This is a genomic window from Brevibacillus borstelensis (assembly GCF_036700025.1).
Lineage (GTDB): Bacteria > Bacillota > Bacilli > Brevibacillales > Brevibacillaceae > Brevibacillus > Brevibacillus borstelensis.
In genome coordinates, this window is sequence record NZ_CP144922.1 from 1,635,290 (window position 1) to 1,650,369 (window position 15,080).

At 49.1% G+C, this 15,080-nt stretch carries 10 protein-coding genes and 1 pseudogene; 7 read left to right on the top strand and 4 right to left on the bottom strand.

Annotated elements, in window-relative coordinates; translation table 11 throughout:
* Positions 1-402 precede the first annotated feature (402 nt).
* Positions 403-1,080: a hypothetical protein gene (locus tag V5G20_RS07480; RefSeq protein ID WP_243013906.1), complete on the bottom strand. Its 678-nt coding sequence runs from the start codon at positions 1,078-1,080 to the stop codon at positions 403-405.
* A gap of 474 nt (positions 1,081-1,554) precedes the next feature.
* Here V5G20_RS07480 and V5G20_RS07485 point away from each other — a divergent pair, with 474 nt between their 5' ends.
* Positions 1,555-2,556: a YcdB/YcdC domain-containing protein gene (locus V5G20_RS07485; protein ID WP_338463316.1), complete on the top strand. Its 1,002-nt coding sequence runs from the start codon at positions 1,555-1,557 to the stop codon at positions 2,554-2,556.
* A gap of 135 nt (positions 2,557-2,691) precedes the next feature.
* The gene (locus tag V5G20_RS07490) at positions 2,692-4,944 is read left to right on the top strand and encodes a YcdB/YcdC domain-containing protein (RefSeq protein ID WP_172920605.1); all 2,253 of its coding nucleotides are present in this window, start codon (positions 2,692-2,694) and stop codon (positions 4,942-4,944) included.
* Between the two features lie 74 nt (positions 4,945-5,018).
* On the opposite strand, the gene V5G20_RS07495 is transcribed toward V5G20_RS07490, so the two are convergent.
* A complete protein-coding gene (locus V5G20_RS07495) occupies positions 5,019-5,855 on the bottom strand; it encodes an SDR family NAD(P)-dependent oxidoreductase (RefSeq protein WP_003389521.1) in 837 nt (278 codons plus the stop codon).
* A 295-nt stretch (positions 5,856-6,150) separates the two neighbouring features.
* Here V5G20_RS07495 and V5G20_RS07500 point away from each other — a divergent pair, with 295 nt between their 5' ends.
* From V5G20_RS07500 to V5G20_RS07515, 4 genes are all read left to right on the top strand, one after another.
* The gene (locus V5G20_RS07500) at positions 6,151-7,644 is read left to right on the top strand and encodes a sensor histidine kinase (RefSeq protein WP_122958514.1); all 1,494 of its coding nucleotides are present in this window, start codon (positions 6,151-6,153) and stop codon (positions 7,642-7,644) included.
* The gene (locus V5G20_RS07505) at positions 7,641-8,333 is read left to right on the top strand and encodes a response regulator transcription factor (RefSeq protein WP_338463317.1); all 693 of its coding nucleotides are present in this window, start codon (positions 7,641-7,643) and stop codon (positions 8,331-8,333) included. Before V5G20_RS07500 ends, V5G20_RS07505 begins: the two co-directional genes overlap by 4 nt.
* A gap of 129 nt (positions 8,334-8,462) precedes the next feature.
* A complete protein-coding gene (locus tag V5G20_RS07510) occupies positions 8,463-9,980 on the top strand; it encodes an S-layer homology domain-containing protein (RefSeq protein ID WP_338463318.1) in 1,518 nt (505 codons plus the stop codon).
* A gap of 187 nt (positions 9,981-10,167) precedes the next feature.
* On the top strand, positions 10,168-11,151 hold the full coding sequence (locus V5G20_RS07515; protein ID WP_024983383.1) for an aromatic acid exporter family protein: 984 nt from the start codon (positions 10,168-10,170) through the stop codon (positions 11,149-11,151).
* A 102-nt stretch (positions 11,152-11,253) separates the two neighbouring features.
* On the opposite strand, the gene V5G20_RS07520 is transcribed toward V5G20_RS07515, so the two are convergent.
* Both V5G20_RS07520 and V5G20_RS07525 read right to left on the bottom strand, forming a co-directional pair.
* The gene (locus V5G20_RS07520; RefSeq protein WP_122958518.1) at positions 11,254-11,514 is read right to left on the bottom strand and encodes a hypothetical protein; all 261 of its coding nucleotides are present in this window, start codon (positions 11,512-11,514) and stop codon (positions 11,254-11,256) included.
* A 194-nt stretch (positions 11,515-11,708) separates the two neighbouring features.
* A pseudogene (locus V5G20_RS07525) lies at positions 11,709-12,923 on the bottom strand (IS256 family transposase).
* 1,094 nt (positions 12,924-14,017) lie between these two features.
* Between V5G20_RS07525 and V5G20_RS07530 the strand changes: the two are divergent.
* Complete coding sequence (locus V5G20_RS07530; protein WP_327969803.1) at positions 14,018-15,073, top strand: ornithine cyclodeaminase family protein; 1,056 nt, start codon at positions 14,018-14,020, stop codon at positions 15,071-15,073.
* The last annotated feature ends 7 nt before the right edge of the window (positions 15,074-15,080 follow it).

A 15,080-nucleotide genomic window follows, 5' to 3' on the forward strand; every position in this document is an offset into this window, starting at 1 on the left:
GAAAAACAGAAGAGGACTCTTACTTGCTAGTTTTAACTTACATATAGTTACTAGGAGCGTTTCCAAGAAAAAAGAACCAGTGTGTTTCGATTTAGAACCGTTACACACTGGTTGCTTAGGCTTTTTGAGCCTTTCTACTTGACCATGGATCAACTCAATTGTTAGCTTGTTTTTTTTTATTTCTGATGATTTCTACAGTGTATGTTGCAATTAGAAGGAATAAACTTACAGTCCAATAGTTTCGGTTTGCTAGATACGGAAACACTGCCAATAAACTATTATTTATAATGACAATGCCAATGTTCCTTGTAAAGTAAGTAATTACATATGACATTATCATTAAGATAGCAATTAAGTAAGGATAGTATTCAGCGATAATAGTTAACCTCCCTCCATACTGTTTTAATATGTGCGGGATTTAAGAGTCACACCACCACTATAAGCCCTTACAACGATACCATAGCCCTTGTTCTTGTTCGATATATAGGTTGCTCCGAGGTTAAAGATTAGTGAAATTATACTAGAAGAGATTGCGAGTCCTTTGGTTGGTGGGAAAAGGCTTAGAATAATTGATGCCAAGGCTGATGCAGCTGATACAGCAGCCATAGCATTTGCGAGCCACCGAGTATCATCATCACTTATATAGAGCCAATTCCCAACATCCCAGTTTGGACCTTCGTAATAGTACGTATCTTTATCGTATGCGTAATAAGTATACCCCTCATCATTGCCAAGAGTCGACACTTCATCACCAATTGTATTGTTTCCTTTAACTTTATTACCAATTGTATTGTTTTCTCTTTCTTTAAAAATGACGTTTGTTTGTTCAAAAGTGTCTTTTAACAGGTTATAAGTTTTATCAGGGATTACATTTTTTGCTTCTTTAGTAAGGTGATACCCTTTTTCATCAATTGTATAATAATCTTTATATTTTTCAATACTATCGAATATTTGTTTTAATTCAATTAAATCTACTGATTGGTTTACATTTAAAGCTTGGGCATGAGCAAAATTTCCAAAATGGAGAAATGGTGTAGTGGTTAAAGTTGTCGCTATAACTAAAGAAACAATCTTTTTCACACAAATATCCTCCTAATTGGTTAATATTGTAATTAAAATCATACTAAGTTTTCTTGATGTTTTCAAGAGTAATTATCCAAATATTTCCCTTTTCTGAAAAATGATTGTAAGCGGGTGGTTCTTTAACCTGTAGTATATTGGTTCGATTGTTGTTATATAGATTTATATAACGAGTGAGATTCCAACTACTGTTATCGAGGTAAACTGTACACGGTAGGGTGATGATAGGTGGAAACATAAAATTTCACTGGGGCTCCTGTATTAAAGATTAGCTTAATAATTAAAACACATCGATGAACTGTAATACCTACCATCTGTTGTGTCTAGCTTACACAAGCACCAAGAATATTACCTTTATAAGAAAGAGGATTTCTGGCAGCAGGAAGTACCGCATTTGCAGCAGAAACTAAATCTGCCGGGATGATAAAAGAAGAAGCAATCAAGCGTCTGGCTGAACAGACGAGATCGTCGCGAATGGTTGTGGATCTGCCTTCTCGTTTGAACGGCTATAGCTTTGATGAGCACGATGCTCTTTATGAAAGGGGAGAAGTTTACAGACTGGTCTACGACTATATGAACGAGGATCCTCGCTATCTGGACGCGAAAAGCGGCAAAATGCTGAACATATGGGGAACGGAAGCAAAAGACTATGAGATTACTCCGCTTGGAAACACCATCAGCAAGTCAACGGGAGAAAAATCGATAACGCAGGCAGAGGCGAAAAAAATCGCGGACGATCTGCTGAAGAAGCTTCCGGGTTCATACCGGTTTCTGCAATTTAGAGGGGGCAGCTCCGCCCAAAACCTAGAGCAAGTAGTGGAACGACACGCAGGTATGGAATATGTGCCCGCAGATCCGCAAAAGGAAAAGACCGAGAAGGTGACAGTGATTATTAGCCCTAAAGGCGAACTGCTCCAATATTATAAAGAGATAAATTCAGAAAGCAAAAAAGTTGACAAGGCAATTTCCTATGAACAAGCGAAAGAAATTGCCCTTCAGATGGTGAAGACCTTAATGCCTGAACGTTTGGGGGAACTGTATCTGATCGAACGAAATCCTCCTTCCGATCAAGAGGTCGAGGAGATACTGGCAAGTGGGAATCGGAATTATGTGTTCAGTTACGGTTTACTGATCGATGGCATCCCATTTGATCCTCTTTATCTTGATGTCAGGGTAAAACCTGGTACAGGGGAACTGGTGGAATTTGGATTTCTACAAGACGCAAAACCGCCAGCCACCCTCCCAGCAGCAAAAATCGACCGGGAAGCAGCAAAGAAGATCGAGCAGAAGAATCAAAAAGCCATGCTCACTTACTTTCTGCCGGAGAATTGGATGGATAAAGCCAAACGTGGAGAGAAGCAAACACCAATGCTCGTCTACCGCTACATAGGCGATGAAGGACTCGTAGATGCGGTCACCGGCGAATGGATCATTCTGGATAAACAGAGAGAGAAAGAAAGCAAGGGCCGAAAATAAGCGGAAAAAGAACCGATGTATCTACGGCATGAGGTACGGCATGAGGAAAGATATCCATGACAAAATCTCTGTTTAATGGCAAAATTGATGTGAGCAAAATGAACAAAACGTAAAAGTCGAAAGGAGTTGGACGAAGTGACGAGAAAAAAGCAGTCCTGGAAGCTTGCAGCCGGGCTGACTGCAGCCGTGTTGATGACGTCATTGCCTTTACCCGCAGGAGGACTTCTGGCAGTGGGCAGTACCGCATTTGCGGCAGAAGCGAAAACGGGCGGGATGACAAAGGAAGAAGCGGTCAAAAAACTGCAAGGCTATGTATCCATCCCGGGTGATTTCAAGCTGGAGCGGGCTACCTACCTGGACCCGGAAAGAGAATCCTTCTATGATCGCCCATCCTGGCGCCTGAGCTGGGATGATGGGAAAGAAGGCGGTATTTACGCGACGATCGATGCGAAGACAGGCGTTTTGCTGGACTACTCGAAATATACGGAGCAGCGGGAAAAAGGGGCAGGGGAAGCAAGTCTGGAGGAAGAAGCCGCTCTGGCAAAAGCGCAGGAGTTCATAAAAAAGGTAGCGCCAAAAGATGAGCAGCGGAAGCTCTCCCAGCCGAATGAATACAAACAGCTGCTTCCTTACTACTATAGTTTGGGAAGTGAACACACATTTGCATTTACGCGGGTGGAAAACGAAATACCCTTCCTGGAGAACGGTTTTCAAATCGTCGTCTCCCAGGACGGGGAGGTAGTAGAGTATCACAGGTTGTGGAGTGACGAGGCGCTCCCGGACGCAAAGGATGTGCTTGGGGCAGCGGAAGCAGAGAAGCTGCTGGCGGAACGGACCAGCCCTTCTCTTGTGTTTGTGGAAAAGTCATCACTGACCAGGCAGCCCCTTCAAGACCGGAGTCAGTATCAGCTAGTCTATCGCTACCTGGAAAGCGACCCCCAGTTTTTGGATGCGAGTAGCGGCAAAGCCTTGAACCAGCGGGGCGAGGAAGCGAAGGAATCCGTGTTCAAGCCACTGGGTAGCGCAGTCCGCAAGACGGACGGTGAAGATCGCGTCATAACCAAAGAAGAGGCGCAAAAAATAGCCGACCAGGTGATCAAGCTTCTCCCCGGCTCGTATCGTTCCGATGGCAATCGGGGCAGCGGAAGCAGCACAGGACCTGACGGAATCGAACGGCGCAACTGGAGCTTTGATTACACTCCGCTTCACACCCAGGAGAAAAATGTGGAGCCGGTCAAGCTTCGGATCAGCGACCGGGGAGAGCTGATCGAATATTCCAGCAAGGAACGAGGTTTTCGTGCAGAGACTGGCAAAAAGATCGAAAAAGCGGTTTCCTACGAAAAAGCGAGCGAGAGTGCCCAGCAACTGGTGAAAACGCTGCTTTCCGACCGCCTGGGCGAAATTTATATGATTGATCGCACGCCTACGGAACAACAAATCGAAGAGCAACTGGAACGTGGTCAATACTACTACATTCCGTTTGGCTGGATGAAAGACGGCATTCCGATCGAGCATGCCGAGTTTGAAGTCGTGGTCAATCCTGAGACGGGTGAAGCGGAAACGTTGAACCTTCGCGGGGAAGGCTATCCGAAGATCGAGAGCCCGACAGCTGCCAAGATCGACAGGGAGGCGGCCAAAAAAGTAGAGCAAGAGCAGCAAAAAGTGTTGCTCACCTACTATCAGCCGCAGGCGAACTACTACAGGGCAGCGCCGGACAAACAAAAGCCGCTTCTCGTCTACCGCTATGCAGGGGACCGTGGCATGGTGGATGCAATCACTGGTGAATGGATCAGTCTGGACAAGCAGCTTGAAAAAACGAAGGCAAGCGATATCTCGGATCATCCTGATCGGGAGGCATTGCAATTTGCCGTTCGTTTGGGCCTGTTTCCGGTAATCGACGGGAAGGTTGAGCCGGATAAGGAGGTGACCCGAGGCGAAATGGCCGTCATCGCTTCCCATCTCATTGAGCGAATCGAATTTCACCGTTCGTACAGCCTCTCCAGCGACGAGGGGCGACAGCCGTATCGCTTTGATGATGTCGATCCAAAGCATCCGCTGTACGGCGTCGTCCAGAAGGGAGTTCAGACCGGTCTCTTCGCCAAGAAAGGGAGCAGATTCGAACCGGATCGTCCGATTACCCGGGCGGAGGTGGCTGAATTCGTAGCACGCCTGCTGGGATACGGCGACCTTTTGGATAAAACGGACATCTTTTCTGCCCCATACGGAGACGTAGAGAAAAACGCTGTTCCAGCGATAGCGCTCGTCCATGCGTTCGGGCTTCTGGGCGAAAAGGGGAAAGCCGATTTTAAGCCGAACGGGACGCTTACCAGAGCAGAAGCGGCCAGGCTGGTTCAGAAGCTGATCGAACTCAAGAAAGACTACAGATAGAGAAAAATAGCTGGCTTCGGTCAGATGGATGACTGCCGATTTTGCAAAAGAAATCGGCAGTCTTTTCCATGTTTCTATCCGAGACGGAAGGGAGGGATCGTTCTTCCATCGATATCTGTAAAGCCGTATTCCTCTGCCAGCTCCCCTACTCTCACGATTTGACCGCTTTTTTGCTTCACTTCCGGGTCACCTGCCAATGCGCAAATGGCACGCCCGATGTAGTGAGGAGTTTCGGTGTTCTTCAATTCCTCGACAGCTTGCCAATGGTCTGCGTCCGTGTTGAACGCGGCCAGCACAAGTTCTGTTCTCATCCATCCCGGAGAAACCGCGACAACGGCGATGTTGTCAGCCTGAAGTTCTGTTGCCAGTCCGTACGCCATTCGGTTTAACGCGTTTTTTGCTAAATCATAGTAAAAATGTCCAGTGTATTTGTGATCGTCCCAAAATGTTGTATGCACGATCAGACCTGATTGGCGCCTTCGCATAAGCGGGACGGCGAAGTGGTTGGTCGCAAGCTGTGCCCGCACACCTGCCTGAAACATGTGATCCCAATGCAGCAAGGGCAGCTCCCAAAAAGGCTGATATTCGATAGCCAGCTCGTTCCCGCCCCACACATTATTCACCAGGATGTCCAATCGTCCTTGCTCCTGTTGGATGCGGTCAATGACAGCTTCTGTTTCTTCGTCGTTTGTGTGGTCGCAACGAACGGCAAATGCGGTTCCTCCATGGGATTGAATTTCTGCTGCAGTGTCGTCAATTGTTCCCGGATAGTTTTGCGTAGATTTTCCTCTGACACTTCTCCCGGTGACATACACCGTCGCCCCGGCTTTCGCCAGCTCCACCGCAATTCCTCGTCCGGCGCCTCTGCTTCCCCCCGTGACCAAAGCGATTTTGCCTGTCAATGGATTCATGGAACAGATCTCTCCTCTCGATTAACCTTGCGTAAAAGCAAGTCATGCCTCTATTTTTGCAGGCCAATATGACATCTGCTGTCTTGATTGCCAAAATTTCAGTTGGCTTCTTTGCCCTAGGGTTGTCCCTCTTTTCAGCTCCTTTACGAAAGCCCCGGCAGAGGTGCAGATGAAACCTGAAAGCACGGCAGAAGACTTTCCTGCCTCACGATGCTACAAGAAGACAGCCACCACCCAATCCGAATCCATTGCAGTCATCAACATTTCGTGTAAGATGGGGAAAGGAGGGGTGCCCATGTCTATTCGGCTGCGATTGCTGCTTTCCTATACAGCCATGCTTTTGATTACCGTGATTTTATTTGTCGCGGCCGTGTTTCTCATCGCCGTGGCGGTGACAGGGGACGTCAGGCATGTACGCGACCTGTACACGAGCCGCTATGCCGTCATGCCGTTGACCGAGCCGGAGGAGACCGTGTCTGTAGAGACCAAGTTTCTCGGCAAGAGCGACCCCGAGCAGCTCCTCGACGCGGCATTTTTGCGGGAGCTCGAGCAGCGGTTGGCTCCTGTTCAGGCGGGGATTCTCGTCCGCAAGGGCAGCGAAATCCATCACGCGACGCCGATGCTGCAGGTGCCAGGGATGAAGGCGGCGCTTCCGCCCTACGAATTCGGCAACCTGCATGTACGCGACATTTTGGAGACGGAGGGCCGCTTTTTTTCCTACGTCAAGTTTGATTTTCACTTTGCCGACAAGACAGAGGGCGGCGTTTACGTAATGAAAGAGGTAAGCCCTTATGCGGAGCTGACCCGCAGCCTGTTGCCTGTCTTGATCCTGTTTTTGCTGTTGATGCTTGCGCTGATGAACGGCTTGCTGAACTTCCTCGTCTCGCGGAGCATTATCCGGCCGCTGTACCGGTTGAAAACGGCAACGGAGCAAATCAGGGACGGCGAGCTGGATTTTCATATTGAGCAGTCCGGCCGCGATGAGATCGGCCAGCTCTCCCAAGCCTTTGAGGATATGCGAAAAAAGCTGAAGGAATCCGTGGAGCTCCAGCTGCAGTACGAGGAAAACCGCAAAGAGCTGATCTCCAATATTTCTCACGACCTGAAAACGCCGATCACCTCCATTCTCGGATATGTAGAAGGGATTCGCGACGGGGTGGCGGACACGCCGGAAAAGCTGGAAAAATATCTCGATACGATCGCCCGCAAGGCAAAGGGTATGGACCAATTGATCGACGAGCTGTTCCTGTTCTCGAGGCTGGATCTCGGAAAGCTGCCGTTTACCTTTGAACGCTTGGACATCGGACGCTTTCTGGAGGATTACGTAAGCGAGCTGCGATTTGACCTGGAAGAGAAAAATGTGACGGTCGAGTTTGAACGGCAAGGGTCAGCAGTTTCGGCAGCCCCATCAACGCCCCCGGCGCTCGTACTGGCGGACCGCGACAAGCTGAGGCGGGTTCTGGCCAATGTCGTCGACAACAGCTTGAAATACAATGACAAGCCGGAAAAGCGGATATCCTTTTCGCTGCAAGTCGATACTGGACAGGTGCGAATCGAGATTTCCGACAACGGTCCGGGAATCGATCCAAGAGCGATGCCGAATATTTTTGACCGGTTTTATCGGGCGGAGCAGTCACGTGGTACGGACACGGGAGGGAGCGGCCTTGGTCTGGCCATCGCCAAGCAGATCGTCGATGAGCATCGGGGCACGATCAAAGCGAGCAGCATTGCTGGCGAAGGAACGGCCATCCTGATCACCCTGCCGCGTGTAGAGGGGGCAGAAGCATGACGAAAAGCATTCTCGTCGTTGAAGACGATAAAAGCATTGCAGAGCTTCAACGTGATTATTTGGAAATAAATGGGTTCCGTGTGGATGTGGAGCACTCCGGCAGCGCTGGACTTGCAAAGGCGCTGAAAGGCGACTACGATCTGATCATCCTTGATGTCATGCTGCCCCATGTGGACGGATTCGAGCTTTGCAAGCAGATTCGTACGAGCAAAGACATCCCGATCCTGCTGGTCACGGCCAAAAAAGAGGAGATCGATAAGATCAGGGGGTTCGGTCTGGGAGCAGATGATTACGTGATCAAGCCGTTCAGTCCCGGAGAACTGGTGGCCCGCGTCAAGGCGCATCTGGCCAGGTACGAACGCCTCTCGGGCGGAAGGGAGCAGCGCAGTGACGAGATCCAGATCAGGAGTTTGCGGATCGACAAAGCGTCGCGTCGCGTCTTCGTCAACGAGAGGGAGGTGCCTTTTACCACGAAGGAATTTGACCTGCTGGCGTTTCTCGCAGCCAATCCGAATCGCGTTTTTAGCAAAGAACATCTGTTTGAACGCATTTGGGGACTGGATTCCGCGGGTGATATTTCTACCGTGACGGTCCATATTCGCAAGCTCCGGGAAAAGGTGGAGACCGATCCCTCCCATCCCCAGTATATCGAGACGGTCTGGGGTGCCGGGTACCGGTTTACGGTGTAGGAGAAGCTTGTTTAGAAAATGTTTCGACCCGCTTAAGGTTTTTTTAAGAACTGCTTTAGAACGGGTTTAGATTTGCTCCCTATCCTGAGGAGGAACGAGAATCCTCTGGAATGGAAGGAGCGTTACCACATGAAAAGAAAAGCTTCGCATACAATCACCGGACTGCTTGCCACCGCTGCAATTGGTACGTCTGTTCTGATACCTGTTCAATCTGCCTGGGCAGCGGCCAACTTTGCCGATATAAACAAAGCCGGGTCCTATCAGGCTGCAGTGAAAACGCTGGCAGAACAGCACGTATTCGAAGGATACGGTGCTGATCTGCTCAAGCCGCAGCAGGCGATTACCCGTGCCGAGCTGGCCAAGTTGGCGGTGGCGGCATTCGGTCTGCCGACAGGTCAGGGAAGCGCAGCTTTCACCGATGTAGGAAGCGGCGACTGGTTTCATCCGTACGTGACGGCTGCTGTCTCCGCGGGCATCATGAGCGGAGACGAAGCAGAATTCCTGCCTGATCAACCGCTGACCGTCAGTGAACTGGTGCATGTCGTGGCGAAAGCAAGCAAAACAGATAGAGCGGCCCTCCAGAAAATCCTGGGCAATGCGCAGTCTCAGGCGAAAGCATCCAGAGCCGAGGCGGCTTATCTGGTGGTCGAGGCCAAGCGTACGGCCAAGCAGGCCCAGCAGGTTCAGCAGGTTCAGCAGGTTCAGCAGGCAGCCGAGAACAGAGTGACGAGCATCGAAGCGCAGAACGTGATTACGCTGGTCGTGAAGTTCGCGAAGCCTTTGCCAAAAGAAGAAGTGGAGCTGGAAGCAGCGAAGAAAAACTTTGTCTTTGACAACGGCTTGACCATCCGCAATGTGCCGCAGCTGATGACAGGCACTGAAGCGACGTATATCGTGCCGACCACCGTTCAGAAAGAAGGAACCACCTACACATTGACGTACAAAGGGAAACAGGCAGGCACATTTGAAGCCAATCCGGAGAAGCTTGCCCTCCGTTCGACCCAGCAGGTTACAAGCGACACGTTTGAAGTGGAATCCAGTCTCGAAGACGGCGTCACTGACTACGGAAACGTCATCGTAGCGTACCGCAACTCTCGCCCGAATCCGTTCGCTCTCGACGAGAACAACCAGTACAACGGAAAAACGTATGAAATTCTCTCCTCGATGCGGGATATATCCGTCACGATCACGCCAGAGGGCGGCGATCCGATCAGAGCGGGCTACGTTCCTTTCACGCAAGCAACCGATGGCCGCCAGGCGCCAAAGTTCCGACTGCCTGACGGACAGAAGCTGAAGCCGGGCACCACGTACACGGTGACAGCGGATTGGGCGACGCTGCAGAAAAACACGTTCGTCGCAACCGAGAAGGCGCCGCTGACGATTGAAGAAGTGAAGGCTGCGGATGAAAAAACGCTGTCTGTCACCTTGGCCGAAGATCCGAAGGACGAGCTTTTCGCCTTGCGCAGCATTACGCTGACAGCACCGGACGGCACCAAGCTCACTGCCGATTACAAGCTGACAAGCCGCAAGGGTCAGGTAGGGACATTTGAATTGAAAGACGGAGCGCTTGAAGCGGGCACGACATACGAGGTCGCTCCTGCAGGCGACTGGGCGATTGCTGATAGTGTCCGTGTAACGCTTGAATAGAATGTTAATCACCCGCACAAGTTTATGAATTCTATGCCGCGAGAGTCTCTCATGAAGAGAGACTCTCTTTGTTTTGCACGGCGTTTTTGATACTGTATTAGGAGGAAACAAGCTCTGCCGGACATGGCCGGGAAAAGGGACAAGAACAAAACAAAGATGACCAACCAAAGAAGGACGGAACAGCAATATGCCTTTAAAAATTGGATACCGAACGATAAAAACCGCAATTGGTACGGGAGCGGCGATTCTGATCGCTCAGCAGCTGGGCCTTTCTTTCTATGCCTCGGCCGGAATTATTGCGATTCTCTGCATTCAGGTGACGCGAAAACAGTCGTTTCGGACAGCGATCAACCGCATTCTCGCCTGCCTGCTGGGGTTGGTGGTCGGGGTTGCGCTGTTTGCCCTCCTCGGGTTTCAGCCTGTAGCGCTGACGCTGCTCATCCTCGTCTTCCTCCCGCTGGCTGTCCGCTTTGGCATTCAGGAGGGCTTCGTGACCAGCATGGTCGTCCTCTTGCATCTCTATTCTGCGGAGCGGATGGACGTGCCCGTCATTTTAAACGAGCTTGCCCTCGTTACGATCGGCGTTGGCGTTGCCTTGCTGGCCAACCTCTACATGCCCAGCCTGGAAAAGGAGCTGAAGGGCATGCAGGCGGCTGTGGAGCGGAATTTCGCGACGATTCTGCAGGAGTTTTGCTTTTACCTGCGCCACGGCCAAAGCGATTGGGACGGGCGCGAGATGATCGAGACCGAAAAAATGCTGGAGGAAGCAAAGCTGCTGGCCTGGCGCGATGTAGAGAACCGCATCGTCCGCAAAGAGGAAGACACCTACTACGAGTATTTCGTCATGCGGGAAAAGCAGTTTGAATACCTGGAGCGGATGCTGCCGATCGTATCGACACTTAGCGTGCAGGTGCCGCAGGGGCATCAAATCGCGGATTTTCTCGACCACCTGAGCCATTCCATCCATCCGGGCAATACGGCGTACCGCTTCCTCGACAAGCTGCAGGTGATGCGCGAAGAGATCCAAGAGGCGCCGCTGCCCCAGTCGAGAGAAGAATTCGAAACCCGCGCGTCGCTTTTTACCTTGCTGCGGGAGATCGAGCAATACTTGTATATCAAGCACAAGCTGGGCAGGAAAAGTCCGGTGAAGAGGAAACAAGATGGGTATTAAAGGGTGTAAACGACGTGCGCGTATGGAGTATTTTTCCGTATGCGCACGTCTGTTTATTTGTATTAGGATTTGCCATAACGCTTCAACCAGTTTCGAGTATTTTTACAGCGTTGACCAATACCATACGAAAACGATTAATCCCATAAGATCAAGAAATAGCGTTGCATACATAGATGCGTTGTTGGCTTTTCTCTTCATTTCGATCAAAGCTAATAGAAGAGACAAAAAATAGAGGACGATGAGGACATACATAAGCCATCCAGCAAGTAGCCAGTTTAAGTGAGTCCGTTCCAGCCAAAGATACGAAAGGAATCCTCCATTCGCCAGCAAAGCAAGAATAAATGAAAGATTGATTTTTTTCACGTATATTCTCCTCTCTATTGGGGGCTGTCAAGATTTTTGTGTAAACTCAATCAACCGATATATCAACAGGTTTCATCCCCCTAATTGGGACATCTTTTTCGGAGCCAATAGAGTCAAGGGCGTAAGGCGAAGCGAACCCTTGACGCGTTGGTGGAGAGAAGGATAATCCCTTCGGGGATGAAGCCTTTCATTTACTAACGGATGTACGGCTGTACCCGATCTTCAAAGAAAACGGATAGCTGTAAGAGAATCTGGCCCCAGTTCTGGACTCGTCCCGTCCATTTTCGCAGAACATCCATGGTTACGAGATATAACATCTTCAAAAGGGCATCGTCTGTGGGAAACATGGCTTTTCCCTTTGTCACCTTTCGAAGCTGTCGATGATAACTCTCGATGACGTTAGTTGTATAGATCAGCTTTCGAATCTCGGGAGGATATTTAAAGAAAGTGGCGATCTCGTCCCAGTTATTCCGCCAGGAACGAACCATCAAGGGATATTTACTGCCCCAGGTTTGTTCAAACTGCTCAAGCTCTTCCAACGCGGCTTGCTCCGTTGGAGCTTTATAGATGGGTTTTAGCTCGGACGTGATCTTTTTGAGATCCTTATAGGAAACATATTTGATGGAATTTCGGATTTGATGGATGACACACTTCTGAATCTCCGTTTTCGGATAACATGCTGAAATGGCTTCTGTAAAGCCACGAAGGTTATCGACGCTTGTAATAAGAATATCCTGGACCCCACGATTTTTCAGTTCATTGAGTACATGCAGCCAGAATTTTGCCGATTCATTCTCCCCAATCCAGATCCCAAGCACATCTTTATGACCGTCAAGGTCAATACCAATTACCATATAGGCGGCTTTATTGACGATAGCTCCGTCCTGTTTTACCTTAAAGTGAATGGCGTCAAGGAAAACAACAGCATAAACCGCTTGCAAGGGGCGATTTTGCCACTCTTTGATCATCGGTACAATCTTATTGGTTACATTCGATATGAGCGTTGGTGAGACTTCGATGCCATAGAGCTGCTGCAGATGGTCTTGGATATCGCGTGTGGATACGCCTTTGGCATAGAGGGCAAGAATTTGATCTTCGATCCCTGTCACGTTGGACTGATGTTTCTTTACAATGTTTGGCTCAAAATCACCCTCTCGATCTCGAGGGACTTGGATGTCAACATCCCCGTACTCAGAACGGACGGTTTTCTTGCTATACCCATTGCGGCTGTTGGTTGTCCGCTTGTTTTTCATGTCATGCTTGGCTTATCCAAGAGAAGACTCGATTTCAGCTTCCAGCATTTCTTGGATTGTGTCTGCGAATAGATCCTTTAACGCTGACTGTACGTCGTCCACTGACTTCATGTTTTTCTCTTTGATCCACTGCTTGATCTGCTCTTTTGACATCATAAAAATCTCCCAACCTTTCTACTCCTAATTGTAGTTTAGAGGTTGAGAGTTTACACAAAATATTTTACAGACTCTCGTGAAGCCAATGTGCAGAAAATTTGATCTACTGTACATCAACCCCAATTAGGCCTTCCAATTCCGTATCATATTATTTTACGAACGCCAGTATACCGGTCTTACGCTCCCCCAATGATACCGCCTATAAACGTTCACAAGACTGCCAGATTCCAGCACAACAAGAGGAAGTTTGATCGAGATGGTCGGAGATGGGAGCAATGATTGAACTTAACTAGGAACGCCTTCGGTTCGAGGAGTTTGGATTTCAACAAACCGCATTGATTCTGGATTAAGGAGTAAGTTAAAGACTGACTACATATCTTTCTGAAAATTAAGAGGTAACTAGAATTTTCTTCTTTATTATATCCCATCATGAGACAATACCTGAAGTGTAGCAACAAAAATCATTAGAGCCATTGGTTTTTTATTCAAAAGGGCGGACCAAACAGCGAATCGTAGTAGTTGTAAATGGATTGTAGTGGTATTTTTGGGAGATTCTATTATAAACTTTAGGACTAACTAATTAGGATTACAAAGGAGAGAAAACTGTGAAGAAAAGATATATGATAAGTTTTATTGCCTCTATTCTTATGATTATTTCTTCTTTAATAAGTTTGCTTCTAAGATTATCTATGTCTTTATCTATCGCTTTACCAACCCTTTTATTAGTGGGAGGAATCTGCTTCTTTATATCTGCCTTCGTATCCATGAAGAAAGAAAAGGAATAGACGAGTTTGATCGCGGAACAGAGAGTCGGAGAGCATTTGCCACAGTTCGATATACCCCCAGTCCACTTTGTCCCCCATATCCATATTTCACCAAGCATCCTCTCTGTACGGCTAGAATTGCCGCCAAGTATCCACAGGATCTGTGATTTCTTCTTTTGCAGCAATTACTCCCTACTTAATTGAGCCATCCACTTCCCCAAACCCCTAAATTTTCGCAATGGTTACCATTGCGATTTCTCATTTTTTCATAAATTTCAACTATGATACTGTAAAGCAAAGAACATCGAGAGAGGAAAGGAGTGCTGCGCGTTGTTGCCATTTCGCGTCATCAACCAGAAAACGACTGAACAAATTTTGGACATGGCCCGCGTCATCGAGACGGTGGAACAAGCCTATACGCTGAAAGCCCAAAAGGAGGCTACCCTGTTCCCCATGGTTTTCTACGAATTCGAGCCGGGCAAAGCGGATATGGACATCAAGTCCGGCCATCTGACAGGCGCCAACATTTTCGGATTGAAGCTGGTCTCCTGGTTTGGAGAAAACACGGAGAAGAATCTGCCTCAGCTGATCGGAATGGTCATGGTGCTGGACAGCCGGACAGGCGCTCCGCGGGGAATCCTCAGCGGCGAGCATATCACATGCATGCGCACGGGTGCAGCCGGGGGGATTGGCGCAAAATACTTGGCGAGACCTGAGTCTGAGCATCTGCTGATCGTCGGCAGCGGCCATCAAGCCCCTTTTCAAATTCTGGCCACGTTGATTGCCATGAAGCATGTAAAAAAGGTATCTGTATACAACGCCCGCTCCTACGAACGAGCCGCTGCGTTTTGCGAAAATATCCAGTCCAGGCTGCTCAATATGGTCGTCTCCCAGTTTAAAGGACAGGATGATCTCCTGAACGAGTACACCAAGCGCTGCCAGATCGAATTTGTTCCCGTAGAGAACATCGAGCAGACGACAAGAGAAGCGGACATCATCATCACCGCTACATCTGCCCGTCAGCCGTTGATCCGGAAAGAATGGGTAAAGCCGGGAACACATATCACCTGTGTCGGAGCGGACATGGAAGGCAAGCAGGAGATCGATGAGCATTTGTTTGCCGCAGCCCGCGTTTTTGTAGATGACGTCACGCAATCGGTGAACGTTGGAGAAATGGAGATTCCCGTAAAGAAAGGCGTCGTTACGAAAGAGACAATCGTAGCGGAAATCGGCGAAGTGATTCTGGGCCGGACAGCCGGACGGACGTCGCCTGAAGAGATTACGATCTTTGACAGCACCGGCATCGCCCTGCAGGATTTGCTGACCGCCAATCTTGTGCTTGAGGTGGCGGAAAAGACGGGTGCCGGTACGGTAGTCGAACTCTAGAAAAAGG

What these genes read in the sequence shown, in the direction of transcription:
- V5G20_RS07485 (WP_338463316.1), top strand. Translation starts at nt 1,555, where the DNA reads ATGGTTGTGGATCTGCCTTCTCGTTTGAACGGCTATAGCTTTGATGAG.
- V5G20_RS07495 (WP_003389521.1), bottom strand. Translation starts at nt 5,855, where the DNA reads ATGAATCCATTGACAGGCAAAATCGCTTTGGTCACGGGGGGAAGCAGA.
- V5G20_RS07500 (WP_122958514.1), top strand. Translation starts at nt 6,151, where the DNA reads ATGTCTATTCGGCTGCGATTGCTGCTTTCCTATACAGCCATGCTTTTG.
- V5G20_RS07505 (WP_338463317.1), top strand. Translation starts at nt 7,641, where the DNA reads ATGACGAAAAGCATTCTCGTCGTTGAAGACGATAAAAGCATTGCAGAG.
- V5G20_RS07510 (WP_338463318.1), top strand. Translation starts at nt 8,463, where the DNA reads ATGAAAAGAAAAGCTTCGCATACAATCACCGGACTGCTTGCCACCGCT.
- V5G20_RS07515 (WP_024983383.1), top strand. Translation starts at nt 10,168, where the DNA reads ATGCCTTTAAAAATTGGATACCGAACGATAAAAACCGCAATTGGTACG.